The 15,373-nt window shown below is 70.2% G+C and carries 15 protein-coding genes; 6 read left to right on the top strand and 9 right to left on the bottom strand.

What is annotated here, in order from left to right; all coding sequences use genetic code 11:
• Nucleotides 1–67 precede the first annotated feature (67 nt).
• The gene (locus ACIP64_RS11530; RefSeq protein WP_401584196.1) at nucleotides 68–358 is read left to right on the top strand and encodes a hypothetical protein; all 291 of its coding nucleotides are present in this window, start codon (nucleotides 68–70) and stop codon (nucleotides 356–358) included.
• 47 nt (nucleotides 359–405) lie between these two features.
• Here the strand turns inward: ACIP64_RS11530 and ACIP64_RS11525 are convergent, their stop codons facing one another.
• The gene (locus tag ACIP64_RS11525) at nucleotides 406–1,353 is read right to left on the bottom strand and encodes a hypothetical protein (RefSeq protein ID WP_401584194.1); all 948 of its coding nucleotides are present in this window, start codon (nucleotides 1,351–1,353) and stop codon (nucleotides 406–408) included.
• 27 nt (nucleotides 1,354–1,380) lie between these two features.
• On the opposite strand from ACIP64_RS11525, the gene ACIP64_RS11520 reads away from it, so the two are divergent.
• Nucleotides 1,381–1,602 (top strand): hypothetical protein, encoded by a 222-nt coding sequence (locus ACIP64_RS11520; RefSeq protein ID WP_401584192.1) that lies wholly within the window; start codon nucleotides 1,381–1,383, stop codon nucleotides 1,600–1,602.
• A 127-nt stretch (nucleotides 1,603–1,729) separates the two neighbouring features.
• Here ACIP64_RS11520 and ACIP64_RS11515 read toward each other — a convergent pair whose 3' ends face one another.
• Nucleotides 1,730–2,962: an NYN domain-containing protein gene (locus ACIP64_RS11515; protein WP_401584189.1), complete on the bottom strand. Its 1,233-nt coding sequence runs from the start codon at nucleotides 2,960–2,962 to the stop codon at nucleotides 1,730–1,732.
• Nucleotides 2,963–3,159: 197 nt separating this feature from the next.
• On the opposite strand from ACIP64_RS11515, the gene ACIP64_RS11510 reads away from it, so the two are divergent.
• Nucleotides 3,160–3,333 (top strand): hypothetical protein, encoded by a 174-nt coding sequence (locus tag ACIP64_RS11510; protein ID WP_401584186.1) that lies wholly within the window; start codon nucleotides 3,160–3,162, stop codon nucleotides 3,331–3,333.
• Nucleotides 3,334–3,432: 99 nt separating this feature from the next.
• Here the strand turns inward: ACIP64_RS11510 and dnaE are convergent, their stop codons facing one another.
• The 5 genes from dnaE to ACIP64_RS11485 all read right to left on the bottom strand — a co-directional run bounded on the left by dnaE (nucleotide 3,433) and on the right by ACIP64_RS11485 (nucleotide 11,978).
• Nucleotides 3,433–7,008: a DNA polymerase III subunit alpha gene (dnaE, locus tag ACIP64_RS11505; RefSeq protein WP_401584184.1), complete on the bottom strand. Its 3,576-nt coding sequence runs from the start codon at nucleotides 7,006–7,008 to the stop codon at nucleotides 3,433–3,435.
• Between the two features lie 268 nt (nucleotides 7,009–7,276).
• Entirely contained in the window at nucleotides 7,277–8,941 is a 1,665-nt protein-coding gene (locus ACIP64_RS11500) for an alkaline phosphatase D family protein (RefSeq protein ID WP_401584181.1), read from the bottom strand.
• Nucleotides 8,942–9,068: 127 nt separating this feature from the next.
• The gene (locus ACIP64_RS11495; RefSeq protein WP_401584178.1) at nucleotides 9,069–9,878 is read right to left on the bottom strand and encodes a thioredoxin domain-containing protein; all 810 of its coding nucleotides are present in this window, start codon (nucleotides 9,876–9,878) and stop codon (nucleotides 9,069–9,071) included.
• 74 nt (nucleotides 9,879–9,952) lie between these two features.
• Nucleotides 9,953–10,603 (bottom strand): hypothetical protein, encoded by a 651-nt coding sequence (locus ACIP64_RS11490; protein ID WP_401584176.1) that lies wholly within the window; start codon nucleotides 10,601–10,603, stop codon nucleotides 9,953–9,955.
• A 58-nt stretch (nucleotides 10,604–10,661) separates the two neighbouring features.
• Nucleotides 10,662–11,978: a DUF2252 domain-containing protein gene (locus tag ACIP64_RS11485; RefSeq protein WP_401584174.1), complete on the bottom strand. Its 1,317-nt coding sequence runs from the start codon at nucleotides 11,976–11,978 to the stop codon at nucleotides 10,662–10,664.
• A gap of 169 nt (nucleotides 11,979–12,147) precedes the next feature.
• Here ACIP64_RS11485 and ACIP64_RS11480 point away from each other — a divergent pair, with 169 nt between their 5' ends.
• The gene (locus ACIP64_RS11480; protein WP_401584172.1) at nucleotides 12,148–12,687 is read left to right on the top strand and encodes a hypothetical protein; all 540 of its coding nucleotides are present in this window, start codon (nucleotides 12,148–12,150) and stop codon (nucleotides 12,685–12,687) included.
• A 363-nt stretch (nucleotides 12,688–13,050) separates the two neighbouring features.
• Here ACIP64_RS11480 and ACIP64_RS11475 read toward each other — a convergent pair whose 3' ends face one another.
• On the bottom strand, nucleotides 13,051–13,512 hold the full coding sequence (locus ACIP64_RS11475; RefSeq protein ID WP_401584170.1) for a hypothetical protein: 462 nt from the start codon (nucleotides 13,510–13,512) through the stop codon (nucleotides 13,051–13,053).
• 386 nt (nucleotides 13,513–13,898) lie between these two features.
• Nucleotides 13,899–14,108, bottom strand: coding sequence for a restriction endonuclease (locus ACIP64_RS11470; RefSeq protein WP_401584168.1), 210 nt, complete (start codon nucleotides 14,106–14,108; stop codon nucleotides 13,899–13,901).
• Between the two features lie 158 nt (nucleotides 14,109–14,266).
• Between ACIP64_RS11470 and ACIP64_RS11465 the strand changes: the two genes are divergently transcribed.
• Together ACIP64_RS11465 and ACIP64_RS11460 are read left to right on the top strand one after the other, a co-directional pair.
• Nucleotides 14,267–14,614, top strand: a complete 348-nt coding sequence (locus ACIP64_RS11465) for a hypothetical protein (RefSeq protein WP_401584165.1) — start codon at nucleotides 14,267–14,269, stop codon at nucleotides 14,612–14,614.
• Nucleotides 14,615–14,623: 9 nt separating this feature from the next.
• Nucleotides 14,624–15,361, top strand: coding sequence for a hypothetical protein (locus tag ACIP64_RS11460; RefSeq protein ID WP_401584163.1), 738 nt, complete (start codon nucleotides 14,624–14,626; stop codon nucleotides 15,359–15,361).
• Nucleotides 15,362–15,373: the final 12 nt, after the last annotated feature.

Below are 15,373 nucleotides of genomic sequence, written 5' to 3'. Positions count from 1 at the left end.
CAGGTCCACGGGCGAGCCGCAGGGCGCATACCACCACGAGGGGGAACCCGTGCCTAGCAGATGGGTAATGGGCATTGGACTGGCCGCAGTGGGTGTCGTCGGGACGCTGGCCGCAAACGCACGGCCGCGCGTCGCCGCAAGCGAGGTTGAGGCAGAAGAGACGCCCCAGTACCCGGTGCCGACGACGATCTACCGGGTGACTTACACAGTCCTCGACACCCAGGAGGTGCGCGTCCACGACTTCGTAGACATCGACAACGGATACGACTTCTATCTGATGATGCAGCGGGCCGCGGGCTTCTATAAGGTCACGTGGGACCACGTGCCTTGTGATGCCAGCGGATCACCCATCTACTGACGGGCAACTTAGCCGCAGACCAGATGAGCAGCAGGGCGCCTGACGGTTCAGGCGTGGCCGAGCTCCGGCAGGACGGTGCCGCCCGCGTTCGCCACCAGCCACCCCGCCTCGGCGCTGTACCGCATCAGGAACGGCAGGAGCGGCGAGTCCTCCGGCACGGCCGTACCCTCCGCGGGCTGCGGCACCATGCCGACTACGACCAGGTCGAGGCCGACGACTTCCTGCCGCAGCGTCGGCACCCCCTCGTGCACGTCCTGCGACCAGCCGAGGAACGTGACCATCAGCGACTCGGCGAACTCCGGCCACATGACGTGCTCCGGGCCGGCGGCGGCAAGGTCCGCGATGACCTCGTCAGGGTCGAAGCTGGCGGCCTTCATGTCGGCGAGGCAGCTGCGCAGCCACAGGTCGGCCCAGAACAGGCGCAGCGGGTACTCCATGAGCGGCCACGCCTCCGCCATGCTGCGGTCCCGCCACACGGCCTTCACGAAGCCCTGCACGGTCAACGCCGGGGCGCTGAAGGTCGACGTCAGCGAGTTCTTGAAGTCACCGACCTTGCCGCGGATCGTCGAGAAGATCGACGTCACCTTGTCGCTGACGCCCGACCAGAGCCCATTCCATGCGTTGGTGACGGACGTCCGCAGGCTGGAGACGGAGTCGCGGACCCACTTCCACGCCCCCGTCACAGCGCCACTCAGCCCCGACCAGAACGAGTTCCAGCGGTCACGGACCGACTTCCACAGCGAATTCCAGATGCTCACGACCCCGTTCATGAGGTCGGTGAAGATCTTCTTCGTCTTGTCCCAGAGCGACGTGAACCAGTGCACGATCCCGTTGACCAGGTCGGGGATGATGCTGTGGCCGAGCAGGATGTCGAACATTTCCTTGAACTTGTCAACGACCCAGTTCACAGCCTTCGTCAGGATGTCCGTGAACTTCGTGATCCACCCGATCACGGTCGTCAGTACCGGCACGAGGACGGCGAGCTCCGGGAGCACGCCTACCGGCTCATGGAGCAGCTGGAGATGCGCAGGGTCCGCCTGTACGACGCTCGGCACTCCTGCCTGACCTACCTGGCCACGAACGGCGTTCCAGACGTCGTACTCGCGGCCTGGGCGGGCCACATGAACGCGGCCTTCACCAAGGCCAAGTACGTCCACCCGGACGTCGAGGATCTGCGCCCCGCGGCGACCGCTTGGGACGCCTTCCACAGCCCCGATTCTGAGACTGGCGGTGAGAAATTGTGAGAGATCTGCCGTACTGGATCACTCTAAATCTCTCTGACCAGCAGCTTTACTGGTCTACGTAGTACCGAGGGTCGAGACTACGCTCCATCCCGGGCGGTATGCGCCCCAGGGTCGGTCCCGGGCGCCCTCACTCCGCGGCGGGGGGCCGGGGGACGACCGCGCGGGCGTCGACCTCGCGCCAGAAGCCCGCCCGGATGGCGTAACGGTCGTGCTCGTCGATCTGGTCGTCCTTGTGGGCGAGCAGTCCGAAGCGGGCGGCGTAGCGCAGCAGCTCGCCGTCGATGCGGTGCGGGACGCGGGGGTACTCGGCGGAGAGCAGCTGGAGGTGCAGGCCCTCGGTGAGCCGGGCGATCCAGCGCCGGGCGAAGACCTGTCCGACCTCGTAGGGGTCGCCGCTGACGGCGGTGATGTCCTCCTCGCGGTCGGCCCAGCGCTGCTCGGCGCTGGTGAGCTGGGCGAGGGTGGGCAGCCCGGCGTCCGCCGCGTCGCTGCCGCCGACCATGCCGCGGTCCGAGGACCAGCGCAGGGTGGCGCCCGCCGCGGACGAGGGGTGCGGGGCGGAGTGGCCGCGGTGGACGAGCCCGGCGAGGTCCTTGGGGGTGGGCACGAGGCCCTTGCCGACGGTCGCGGGGGGATCGGCGAGCAGTCCCGAGCCGTTCTGCGCGGCGACGGCCACGGCGGGCTCGGCCGCGGGCGGCTCCTCGGGTGCCACGGGCTGCTGCTTGGCGGCCGGTGCGGGTTCGGGGAGCGGGGCGGAGAGGATGGCGGCGATCTCGGGGCGCGGGGTGGGCGGCGCGCAGACCCCGGCGGGCTCCCGGACCCGGATCGCGCGGGTGATCCACTCGCGGTCCAGCACACGGCGTTCGTCGGCCTCGGCGACCAGGTCCTCGGACTGGTTGAAGTCCCCGTCGGCGGCCTGGACGGCCCACAGGTGGACGGCGACGCCGTGCTCCTTGGCCGACATCATGCCGGGCAGCAGGTCGCCGTCGCCGGTGACGAGCACGACGTCGGAGCAGGCCCGGTTGCGGGCGAGCTCGGACAGTTCGGCGTGCATGGCGGCGTCCACGCCCTTCTGGGCCCAGCGTCCGTCGGTGCGGGTGAGCGCGCCGAGCCGCACGGTGACGCGCGGCATGACCCGCAACCGCCGGTGTTCGGGCTGCGGTACGCGGTCGGGGGCGCCGTCGAACCAGTAGATCCTCAGCAGCGGCTGCCCGGTCTCCTTCTCGGCGCGTTCGCGCAAGCCCGCGACGACTTCCGCGTGATCGACCAGGATCCGGGAGCGCGAGGGCTCTCCGGCGAGCAGGCTCGCGGCGGCGCCGAGCAGGTAACCGGCGTCCACCAGGACGACGCAGCGGTCCATCGGTCTCACCCTCTTTTCCGGAGTCCTGTCGTCCGTCCCCCCGACGTTTCCCCGAGTCTGCCCGAACACCGGCTCGTTGTGACCTGTTGGGCGATCACCGGCGCGCCACACAGGGCAACTGCCCGAAATGCGACCTTCGTACTCCCGTGCAAGCCTGAGTGCGGCCCATTCCGTGATTTCCCCCAAGGAGGAACATCGTGGGCAAGAACAAGAACCGGGGCGAGCGCACCGGGCAGCGGTCCGAGCGCGGCACCTCCGCGACCACCGAAGAGCACGCGAAGGGCTCCGGACGCGAGCACATGACGATGACGGCCCCCGGCGCCGAGCCGCATGTGTCGCAGAAGCGGCAGAAGAAGTTCGGCCACAACTAGCGCCGGGCGTCAGTGATCAAGGGTGGCATCCCGCTCGGGGGTGCCACCCTTGATCGTCTTCTCCCTGTGCACGGAGGGTGATCGGGCGAAAGCCGGCGATCAGCTCGCCTGCTGTGCCGCGCCGAGGCAGGCGGGGCCCAGGAGGGCCTTGAGGTCACCGTAGAGCGCCGGGTCGGCGGTGACCCGGTGCCGGTCCAGCCGCAGCACGGTGGTCGAACGGACACCCTCCAGGCGCACCCGCACCTCGGTGCTGCCCTTGTGGCTGGCCAGCACCTCGCCGAGCCGCGCGACCAGCGGCGGGGTCACCTTGACCGTCGGGATGGAGATCGTCACGGGCGCGTTGGCGCCGGCGTCGCTGAGGTCGGGGACCATCAGTTCCATCGCGACCAGCCGCGGGATGTCCTCGCGCTTGTCCAGGCGGCCCTTGACGAAGACCACGGCGTCGTCGATCAGCTGGGTCGAGACCAACTGGTAGGTGGCGGGGAAGAACATGCAGTCGATGGAGCCGCCGAGGTCCTCGACGGTGGCGATGGCCCAGGCGTTGCCCTGCTTGGTCATCTTCCGCTGGAGGCCGGAGATGATGCCGCCGATGGTGACGATCGAGCCGTCCGTGTAATCGCCGGCGAGCGCGGCGATGGACGCGTCCGCCTTGTCGTTGAGGACGTGCTCGATCCCGAAGAGCGGGTGGTCGGAGACGTAGAGACCGAGCATCTCCCGCTCCTGCGCGAGCAGATACGTCTTGTCCCACTCGATGTCGGAGAAGGTGACGTCGAGCCCGAAGCCCGGCTCGTCGGCCGCGGCGTCGTCGCCCATGCCGCCGAAGAGGTCGAACTGCCCCTCGGCCTCCTTGCGCTTGACCGCGACCACGTTGTCGATCATCGGTTCGTAGTGCTCGGTCAGGCCCTTGCGGGTGTGGCCCATCTCGTCGAAGGCGCCCGCCTTGATGAGCGATTCCACGGTGCGCTTGTTGCAGACGACGGCCTCGACCTTGTCGAGGAAGTCGGGGAAGGCGGTGTACTTCCCCTTCGCCTTGCGGCAGCGGATGATCGAGTCCACCACGTTCTGGCCGACGTTGCGGACGGCGGTCAGGCCGAACAGGATCACGTCGTCGCCCTGCGCGGTGAAGTTGGCGTCCGACTCGTTGACGTTCGGCGGAAGCACCTTGATGCCCATGCGGCGGCACTCGTTGAGGTAGATCGCCGACTTGTCCTTGTCGTCGCGCACCGAGGTGAGCAGCGCGGCCATGTACTCGGCCGGGTAGTTGGCCTTGAGGTACGCGGTCCAGTAGGAGACCAGGCCGTACGCGGAGGAGTGCGCCTTGTTGAACGCGTAGCCGGCGAAGGGGACCAGCACGTCCCACACCGCCTGGATGGCCTGGTCGGAGTAGCCGCGCTCGCGCGCGCCCTTCTGGAAGGGGATGAACTCCTTGTCCAGGACCTCCTGCTTCTTCTTGCCCATCGCGCGGCGCAGCAGGTCGGCCTGGCCCAGCGAGTACCCGGCGAGCACCTGGGCGGCCTTCTGCACCTGCTCCTGGTACACGATCAGGCCGTAGGTGATGTCGAGGACCTCCTTGAGAGGCTCCTCCAGCTCCGGGTGGATCGGAGTGATCTCCTGCTGCTTGTTCTTGCGCAGGGCGTAGTTGATGTGCGAGTTCATGCCCATCGGGCCCGGCCGGTAGAGGGCCGAGACGGCGGAGATGTCCTCGAAGTTGTCGGGCTTCATCATGCGCAGCAGGGAGCGCATGGGGCCGCCGTCGAACTGGAACACGCCCAGGGTGTCGCCGCGGCCGAGCAGTTCGAAGGTCTTGGGGTCGTCCAGCGGCAGCGCGAGCAGCTCGATGTCGACGCCCTTGTTGGTCTTCACGAGCTTGACGGCGTCGTCCATGATCGTGAGGTTGCGCAGGCCGAGGAAGTCCATCTTCAGCAGGCCGAGCGACTCGCAGCTCGGGTAGTCCCACTGCGTGATGGTGACGCCGTCGGAGTGCCGCACCCAGACCGGGACGTGGTCGGTGATCGTCTCGCTGGACATGATCACGCCGGCGGCGTGCACGCCCATCTGCCGGACCAGGCCCTCGACACCGCGGGCGAGGTCGATGACCTTCCTGGCGTCGGGCTCGTTCTCGTACATCCCGCGGATCTCGCCGGCCTCGCTGTAGCGCGGGTGCGTGGGATCGGTGATGCCGTTGAGCGGGATGCCCTTGCCGAGGACGTCGGCGGGCATCGCCTTGGTGAGCCGGTCGCCGACCGCGTACGGGTACCCCAGGACGCGGGCCGAGTCCTTGATGGCGTTCTTGGCCTTGATGGTGCCGTAGGTGCCGATCATGGCGACCTTGTCGGCGCCGTACTTCTCGGTGACGTAGCGGATCACCTCGGCGCGCCGGCGCTCGTCGAAGTCGATGTCGACATCGGGCATGGAGACGCGCTCGGGGTTGAGGAAGCGCTCGAAGATCAGGCCGTGCTCGATGGGGTCGAGGTCGGTGATGCCCATGGCGTACGCCACGATCGAGCCGGCCGCGGAACCGCGGCCGGGGCCGACGGCGATGCCGTTGTTCTTGGCCCACATGATGAAGTCGGCGACGACGAGGAAGTAGCCGGGGAACCCCATCTGGATGATGGTGTCCATCTCGTACTCGGCCTGCTTCATCCTGTCGTCCGGGATGCCGCCGGGGTACCGGCGGTGCATGCCCCGCAGCGTCTCCTCGCGGAACCAGGTGACCTCGGTGTACCCCTCGGGCACGTCGAAGCGGGGCATCAGGTTCTTCTCCTGGAACCAGCCCTCGGTGTCGACCTGCTCCGCGACCAGCAGCGTGGTGTTGCGGCAGCCCTCCTGCCAGGCGTCGGAGGAGTCGATGGCGAGCATCTCGTCCGTCGTCTTCAGGTAGTAGCCCGTGCCGTCGAAGCGGAAGCGGTCCGGGTCGGAGACGTTCTTGCCGGTCTGGATGCACAGCAGGGCGTCGTGGGCGTCGGCCTCGCTGGCGTACGTGTAGTGCGAGTCGTTGGTCACGACCGGCGGGATGCCGAGCTTCTTGCCGATCTCCAGCAGCCCGTCGCGGACCCGGCGCTCGATCTCGATGCCGTGGTCCATCAGCTCCAGGAAGTAGCGCTCCTTGCCGAAGATGTCCTGGTACTCGGCCGCCGCCTTCAGCGCCTCGTCGAAGTGGCCGAGCCGCAGCCGGGTCTGCACCTCGCCGGAGGGGCACCCCGTGGAGGCCATCAGGCCCTCGGACCACTGGGCGATGGTCTCCTTGTCCATCCGGGGGTACTTCGTCAGCCAGCCCTCGGCGTAGGCGTCGGAGGAGAGCCGGAAGAGGTTGTGCAGCCCCGTCCTGTTCGCCGCCCAGATCGTCTTGTGCAGGTACGAACCGGACGCCGAGACGTCGTCCCGCTTCTGGTGCGGCTGGCCCCAGAGGATCTTCCGCTTGTTGCGCCGGGACTCCGGCGCCACGTACGCCTCGATGCCGATGATCGGCGTGATCCCGGCGCCCTTGGCCTGGTGGAAGAAGTCGTACGCCCCGTGCAGGTTGCCGTGGTCGGTCATGGCGATGTGCGTCATGCCCATCTCACCGCAGGCCTTGAACATGTCCTTCAGCCGCGCCGCTCCGTCCAGCAGCGAGTACTGGGTGTGAACATGCAGATGGGTGAAGGGCGTGGTCACGGGAAGCGACACCTCCGGCATCGGTGGTCATCTGGCGGCGAGGGGAATCCTACGCCGGGGGTCCGACAACCACGGCCGGGACGGTCCGTGCCGGGCGGGTGACCGCGTACGGCACGGACCGCGGGGCCGGGGAGGCGTAGACGATGTCGCCGGAACGGCGGACCCGGGGCCGCACCGCTGGCCGTACCCGGGCCGGTGCCGGGCCGGTGCCGGGCCGGGCGGCCCGTCCGGATGCGGAATCCGGACGCGCCGGCCGGCGACCGGCACTCAGGGGGCGCTCAGGGGGCGCTCAGCGCACCGGCGAGTCGGCCCGCTCCACCTTCTGGGTACCGGACAGCGTGCGGTATGAACGCTCCCACGTGGAGGTCGCGTTGGCGCTGGTCCGGTCGGACAGGACGTAGTAGTCCATCTGGGCCCGCTCGCTGGTGATGTCCAGCACGCCGTAGCCGTGCGAGTCCATGTCCACCCACTTCACGTGCCGGTTGGCGACCTTGACGGCGGCCTCGGCGATCGGGGAGACGGTCCCCGGGGCGACCTTGAGGATGTCGTCCAGGTTGTCCGAGGTGACGGAGGTGACCACGAACTCGGTCGCCGCCGTCGCCGACAGCGGGTAGGTGGCGGCCTTGACCGGGACGTCGTTGGCCCACGCCATGTGGATGTCGCCGGTCAGGAAGACGGTGTTGCGGATGCCGTTGTCCCGCAGGTGCGCCAGGAGCTCGCGGCGGTCGTCGGTGTAGCCGTCCCACTGGTCGGGGTTGATCGCCAGGCCCTCGCCGGGCAGGCCGAGGAGCTTGGCCAGCGGCGCGAGCAGGTAGTCGGGCAGCGCGCCGAAGGCGACCGGCGAGATCATCACCGAGTTGCCGATGAGCCGCCAGGTGGTGTCCGAGGCCTTGAGGCCCGCCTTCAGCCAGTCCAGCTGCGCGCGCCCGGTGATCGAGCGGGCGGGGTCGTCGACCGAGCCGCTGCCGACACCGGCCTGCTGCGAGCGGAAGGAGCGCAGGTCCAGCAGCGACAGGTCGGCGAGCTTGCCGAAGCGCAGGCGGCGGTAGGTCGTGCCCGCGATCGAGGGCCGCACCGGCATCCACTCGAAGTAGGCCTGCTTGGCGGCCGCCACCCGGGCGGTCCAGGTGCCCTCGGCGCCCTCGGTGTGGTTCTCGGCGCCGCCGGACCAGGCGTCGTTGGCGAACTCGTGGTCGTCCCAGATCGCGACCACCGGCGCGGCGGCGTGCAGCGCCTGCAGGTCGGCGTCGGTCTTGTAGCGGCCGTGGCGGGTGCGGTAGTCGGCCAGCGTGACGATCTCGTGCGCCGGGGCGTGCGGGCGGACGACGGTGCCGCGGGCGGCGTAGCCGCCACTGGCGTACTCGTAGATGTAGTCGCCCAGGTGCAGCCAGGCGTCCAGGTCGCCGCGCGCGGCCAGGTGCCGGTAGGAGGCGAAGTACCCGGCCTCCCAGTTCGAGCAGGACACCACGCCGAAGCGCAGGCGGGCGGCGGTGGCGTTGTCGGCGGGGGCGGTACGGGTCCTGGCGACGGGCGAGTCAGCGCCGCCCGCGGAGAAGCGGTACCAGTAGTCGGTCGCGGGGAGCAGGCCGCGCACATCGGCCTTGACGGTGTGGTCGGAGGCGGCGTCCGTGGTGGCCGTGCCGGTCGCGACGACGGAGGTCAGCGCCCTGTCCGTGGCGACGGTCCAGGTCACCTCCGTCGCCGGGCCGAGCCCGGAGCCGGGGACCGCCTCGGGGGCCGGCGTCACACGGGTCCACAGCAGGACGCCGTCGGGCAGCGGGTCGCCGGAGGCCACGCCGTGCAGGAAGGCGGGGGCGGAGGCCGCCTCCGCCTGGCCGGCGGTGGCGGCGAGGGGTATGAGCGCGGCGCCCGTCACCACGGCGCCGGCCTTGACCACCGAACGGCGGCTGGGTGTTCTCGGAGAGGTCTGTGAGGATGCAGAGGTCTCGGTCACGGCCGATCAGATTACGCGTCAGTAACCGCTCTCCGGCACCCCGCGCCGCAAGTGTTGGCGAACACTTCGCCCCCCGGCCCCCGGCAGGTCGCCGGGGGCCGGGGGCTCCGCAAGTGCGGTGCGGTGCCTACTGCTTGGCGCCGATCTGCGCGTCCACCGCAGCCGTGAACTGCTGCGGCGTCATGGTCTGCACGTTCTCGATCGTCTTGCCGTCCAGCTTCACGGTCGGGGTGCCGGTGATGCCGTCCGTGTCGAACTGCTTGGCCATCGTCAGCGCCCACTTGTCGTAGGTGCCGTTGCGGACGGCGTCCTCGAAGGTCTTGTTGCCCTTGAGGGCGTCGACCTTCTGCGCGATCTCGATCAGCTTGGCGTCGCTGCCGAAGTCGTCCTTGGTCTCCTCGGGGTGGACGTCCTTGGAGTACAGCAGCGCGTGGTACTGCACGAAGGCGTCCTTGCTGACGTTCAGCGCGGCGCCCAGCGCGCTCAGCGCGTTCTTCGAGCCCTGGCCCTGCTTGAGGGCGTCGTCGAGGAAGGCGCCCATCGTGTACGAGATCTTGTACTTGCCGTCCTTGGCGTCCTTCTGGACCTCCTCGCCGGAGGTCTGCTCGAACTGGGCGCAGACCGGGCAGCGCAGGTCCTCGTACACCTTCAGCGTGTGCTTGGCACTGGCGTCGCCGATCTCGATGGACGTGCCGTTCTTGCCGGTGGAGTTGGCGGGCTGGACCAGCTTCTGGTCCGCGGCCTTCTCCCAGTAGGACGGCGCGTTCATCTTGACCACGGCCACGGCTATGCCGGCGCCCAGCGCCAGAACGCCGACCACGGCGCCGCCGACGACGAACTGGCGGCGCACCTTGTCGCGCTTGGCCTGGCGCTCCCGCTCCGCGCGCAGCCGCTCGCGGGCGGCGGTCTTGGCGGTCTGGCTGTTCCTCTTGCTCATGGTGGTGGGTTCTCCGTGTCGTCGTGACGTGCGTGAGGGGATGTGCGGGGTGGAAAGGCCGTGCTCGGCTCGGTTCAGCGAGCGAAGGAGACGGCCGGGGGCCCTCGGCGTACGACGGTGTGGAGCAGCAGCGGCAGCGCGGGCGCGACAGGGGCAGCAGCGGGCACGCGGCGGCGGGCGGCGGCCCGCGGCCGGGCGGTGCCGCGGAAGGCGGCCACGGCGACGATCAGCGGCAGGAAGACGGTGCGCAGCAGGCCGTGCAGCGCGGCCTCGCCGCTGCGCAGCCACCAGGCGGCGGCGAGGCCCACGGCGACGTGCACGGCCAGCAGCAGCCACGGCGAGGCCGAGTGGCCCGGTCCCCCGGCGGCACCGGCGAGCGGGCCGCCGACATCACCGCCGTGGCAGGCCAGCGCCTCGTTGATGGAGCGCCACGAGCCCGTGACGGGCCCGCCGGCGGGGCCGTAGCAGGTCTGCTGGCCAGCCGTGAACAGCGTGTCCACGGCCAGTTCGAGCGGGACGAGGAGGCCGGCGATCGGCCAGTAGCCGCGCTCCCGGCCGCCGAGCGCGTACGCGACGGCGAAGACGCCGACGGCGGCCCCCGCCGTGGTCACCAGCGGCAGGGGCTCCCTCGACAGCAGGATGTGGGCGGTCGCGGACAGCGTGACGCACAGCGCGGCGAAACACCCCGCGCGCAGCGCCCTCAACTGAGGCCCGGTCCCTTCCATGGCGCCGAGTGTGCCATGCCGGTGTGTAAGCACTGCCTAAACCCCCGGAAATCCGGGATCAGAGCCCAGGGAACCGGCCGTTGCGGAACAGGTCCACGAAGATCTGGTGGTCCTCGCGGGCCCGCGCCCCGTAGGAGTGCGCGAAGTCCACGAGCGCCTCCAGGAAGCCGTCCTCGTCCCGCGCGATGGCCTCGTCGATCGCGTCCTCCGTCGAGAACGGCACCAGGGAGTGGCCGCTCTCGTCGTCCGCCGCCGCGTGCATGGCGGCCGTCGCCCGGCCGAGGTCGGCCACGACCGCCTCGATCTGGGCCGGGTCGTCGAGGTCCGACCAGTCCAGGTCCACGGCGTACGGGGACACCTCGGCGACCAGCTGGCCGACGCCGTCCAGCTCGGTCCAGCCCAGGTAGGGGTCGGCGTGCGCCTGCAGCGCGCGCTGCGAGATCACGGTGCGGTGGCCCTCGTGGCGGAAGTACTCGCGCACCGCGGGATCGGTGATGTGCCGGGAGACCGCGGGGGTCTGCCCCTGCTTCATGTAGATCACGACGTCGTTCTCCAGGGCGTCGGTGTGGCCCTCGAGAAGGAGGTTGTACGAGGGCAGGCCCGCGCTGCCGATGCCGACGCCGCGGCGGCCGACCACGTCCTTGACGCGGTGGCTGTCCGGGTTGATCAGGCTGGTCTCCGGCAGGGTCGCCAGGTACCCCTCGAAGGCCCGCAGCACCTTGGCGCGGGTGGCTTCGTCCAGGGCGACGGCGCCGCCGTCGGGGCTGAAGCGGCGGTCCCACTCGCGGATCTCGGTCATCGAGTCCAGCAGGCCCACCCGCGTCTGGGCGCGCGCGTGGCGCAGCGCGTCCAGCAGGGTGCCCTCCGCGGTGTCCAGGGTGAGCGACGGCACGGCCTCGTCCTGGGCGAGCGCGCGGACGCGCTCGCGGTAGGCGGTCGCATAGGTGCGTACGAGGCCGGAGATCACGTCGTCGGCCAGGGCCTTGCTGTAGCCGATCAGCGCTATGGAGGCGGCGAAGCGCTGCAGGTCCCAGGTGAAGGGGCCCACATAGGCCTCGTCGAAGTCGTTGACGTTGAAGATCAGCCGGCCGTTGGCGTCCAGGTAGGTGCCGAAGTTCTCGGCGTGCAGGTCCCCGTGGATCCACACCCGGGAGGTGCGCTCGTCCACGAAGGGGCTGTCGTCCTTCGCCTCGGCGAGGTCCGCGTAGTAGAGGCAGGCCGTGCCGCGGTAGAACGCGAACGCCGAGGCCGCCATCTTGCGGAACTTGACGCGGAAGGCGGCCGGATCGGCCGCGAGCAGCTCGCCGAACGCGGTCCCGAAAACCTCGACGATCCGCTCCCCGCGCTGCTCGTCGCTCGTGAGACCTGTGGCCATCTGTCCTGCGCCTCCTGGCGGTACGTGTGCCGGATCGCCGTCGACCGGTCAACCCAGGAGCGTACGCCCGCGCCGGCCGGCGCGGCCCGCGGCGGTACGTGATATTCGCGTCACCGACGCCGCGCGTTCAACCGGGCACTTAACGCTCGCGCCGGGCGTTGGGGGGGCGATGAACACCACCAGGGGGCGGGACACCACACGCGGCCGCAGCGTCCGCCGCACCGTTTTCGGGCTGCTCGTGATCGGCGCCCTCGTACTGGCCGCCGTGGTCTGGCCCACCCTCTCCGCCCAGGTCCGCGCGGCCAACTGGCCGAAGGAGGCCCCCGGGGGCCCCGACCACATCACCCCGCGCATGGCGGCCGTCCGCGACGCCGTCGTCGCGGAGTTCGGCCCCCGCGGCCTCCGCGGCGCCCCCGGCTGCTACCGCGAGGACGGCGGCATCGCCGGCGGCGGCGAGCACCCCCTGGGCCGCGCCTGCGACTTCATGCTCATGCCCGCCGGCCACAAGGTCGCGGGCAAGCCGGAGGACCTCGGCAACGACATCGTCGCCTGGGTCCGCGAGCACGCGGACGAATACGGCATATGGTACGTGATCTTCGAGCAGCACATATGGTCCAGCCGCCTCCCCCAACAGGGCTGGAAACTCATGGAGGACCGCGGCTCGATCACCCAGAACCACTTCGACCACGTGCACATATCGGTCTACTGAGCAGCCGCGTGACCAGCCGGGCACTTCGCGCCCGACTCGGTTCCCCTGCTCAGGCGCGGCGAACCCGTCGGCACGCCCTTTGCGTTGTCGTCGAGCCACCGCACCGCACGCCGGCGTGCCGCTGACGCCGGGCCGCCGGATCGGGCTCGGTTCGCCGCCGGGCCACTGCCGGTGACCGGCGAGCCCGGTCGCAGTGCGGTGCGGTGCGTTGCGGCTCGATACGGCGTCACTTCCGGGCACACGAGCGGCCCCCACCGGTGTGCGGAGGTCACTGTGACGAGTTGCACAGGTCTCGCCGTCGTGCGTGCGCCCCGCGCGGCAAGTGCCGTGCGGGGCGCTGTCGAACCGCTCGGCCCGATTGCGCTAGTCGCTGCCCCCGTAGCCACCCCAGTCGTCACCGCTGTGCCCGCCGCCCCAGTCGTCACCGCTGTGCCCGCCGCCCCAGTCGTCACGCCCGTGGCCACCGCCCCAGCCGTCGTGGCCATGCCCGCCGCCCCAGCCGTCGTGGCCATGCCCGCCACCCCAACCGTCGTGGCCATGCCCGCCACCCCAACCGTCGTGGCCATGCCCGCCACCCCAGCCGTCGTGACCATGCCCGCCACCCCAGCCGTCGTGACCGTGGCCTCCACCCCAGCCGTCACGGCCGTGCCCGCCGCCGTAGCCGTCGTCGTCGGGGCACGGTGCTCGGAAGCACTCGATGACACCGACATGGGACGGAGTCGTCTCCGGAGCGGAAGCGGACGCGATGCCCGCGCTTCCACCCGCGAGGAGAATTCCCGCAAAGGTCGCGATCACGGCCTTGCGTGCGAGGTTGTCCCTGGTCATGAGGCTTGACTTCCTTCCAGCATTTGACCTGCGCATGACACACGTCATCTCCGGGGAGTGACGACTGCGCCGTGATGCGGTGTACGTCGTGAGGGCCGGCGAATTCCGGCCTGCTACGCCAACTCCCCTGCGTGCGGACCACTCCTGCACTTATGGCGTCTTTAAATTCGACCCTAGCGAGCGGCGTGCAGCGTGTCCACTTATGGCCCAATACACGTATTTGATACCTCAACTGTCACGAAGCCATGTCGATGACCAGCAGAAATGGGCGAGTTCATTTCGGTGCCTGCGGCAATCATCAAGGCAGGCGAGTAATCGAGTAATGCTGACCGGACACCACGAAAGCCCCGCCGCATCGCAGCGGCGGGGCTTCGGCGTCGTGCGATTCACGGGAACGGCGCGTATCCGCGGCGGTCCCACTCGACGGCTGCGCCGTCGACGGTCCGCACGCCCCGCTCGTGTGCGAACTCGAGCGCCGGCGGGGTGAACCCGCTCGTCGTCACGAGCACCACGACGTCCTCGACGTGATGCCGCACGACGGTGCCGACGCGCCGCTGCGGCCGGTCATGAACGCCGCCGGAGGGGTCCACCCTCACGTTCGCTGCGAGCCGTTGTCGCGTCCACCGGCGCAGGTTGCAGCCCGTGGTCGGCGGGATTGCCCCTGCGGCACGGCCCGCATGGGGAATGATGGGCGTCCCGTGCAGGCCTGCGGCTTGCCGGATCCCTCGTCGTTCTCCTGGACGGGCACCTGCCGATGGATCTGCCGGAATCTCTCGCCCTCGCCGTGACGGTCCTCAAGGCCCCGCTGGAACGTGCCGACCGCGAGCAGGGCTGGACCGACGAACTGCGCCGGGAGGTCCAGGAGGAGATCTCGGTCAGCCGCTCCGTCCTGCGACGTCAAGGGCTCTGGGCGGTCAGGCTCCTGCGTCCCCGCCTCGACGAGTGGATGGCGCGCGAGCACGTGCTGCCCGGGCGCCTCCACGACGTGGTCCTGGAGGTGCAGACCCGCATCGTCGAAGCCCGCGACGCCGCCCGTCGGCAGACGGACGGAAGCCCGCCACAGGCTGCCGGGCCCTGTGCGGGGAACGGCGCGTCGCCCTAGGATCCACGGGTGCCCGCGACCGAGATCCTGACGACCAGTGAGCAACCCGAGCTGTACCAGCAGGTCAAGGTCGCGCTGCGCGACCGCTGGCCGGCCTTCGTCCTGCATTCCCCGGTCTCGGGAAGGTGCCGCCGCCGGGCGTCGGCCTACTTCCCGCGCTTCGACGTGCTCCTCGTGCAGGACGGCGAGGTGGTCGCCAACGCCGCCGCGGTGGCCCTGCGGTGGGACGGGGACGTGGACACGCTGCCGGAGGGCTACGACGACGCCCTGGAGCGTTCGGTGGCCGAGCACGAGGCGTCCTTCGCACCCGACACGCTCTGCGTCATGGCCGCCACCGTGCTGCCCGGGCACGCGGGCCGCGGGCTGGCCGGGGAGGTCCTCACCGCGCTGCGCGGGCGCGCGGCCGAAGCCGGACTGCGCCGGGTGATCGTGCCGGTGCGTCCGGCCCTCAAGGCGCGTTATCCGCTGACCTCGATGGAGGACTTCGCCCGCTGGACACGTGCGGACGGCCTGCACCTCGATCCGTGGATCCGCACCCACCAGCGGCTCGGGGCGACCGTCCTCGCCAGCGCTCCGCGTTCCATGGTCGTCCCCGGCACCGTCGCGGAGTGGGAGGAGTGGGCCGGCATGGCCTTCCCGCAGACCGGACGCTATGTCGTGCCGGACGCCCTCGACCCCGTCGAGATCGACCGCGAGCGCGACCTGGGAACGTACTCCGAGAGCAATCTGTGGATGCGGCACTTGTAGGGCGCGCGCTTC

This window comes from Streptomyces sp. NPDC088733 (assembly GCF_044751185.1).
GTDB lineage: Bacteria > Actinomycetota > Actinomycetes > Streptomycetales > Streptomycetaceae > Actinacidiphila.
Note: the sequence above shows the minus strand (reverse complement) of the source record. Positions and strands in the feature narration are given on the sequence as shown.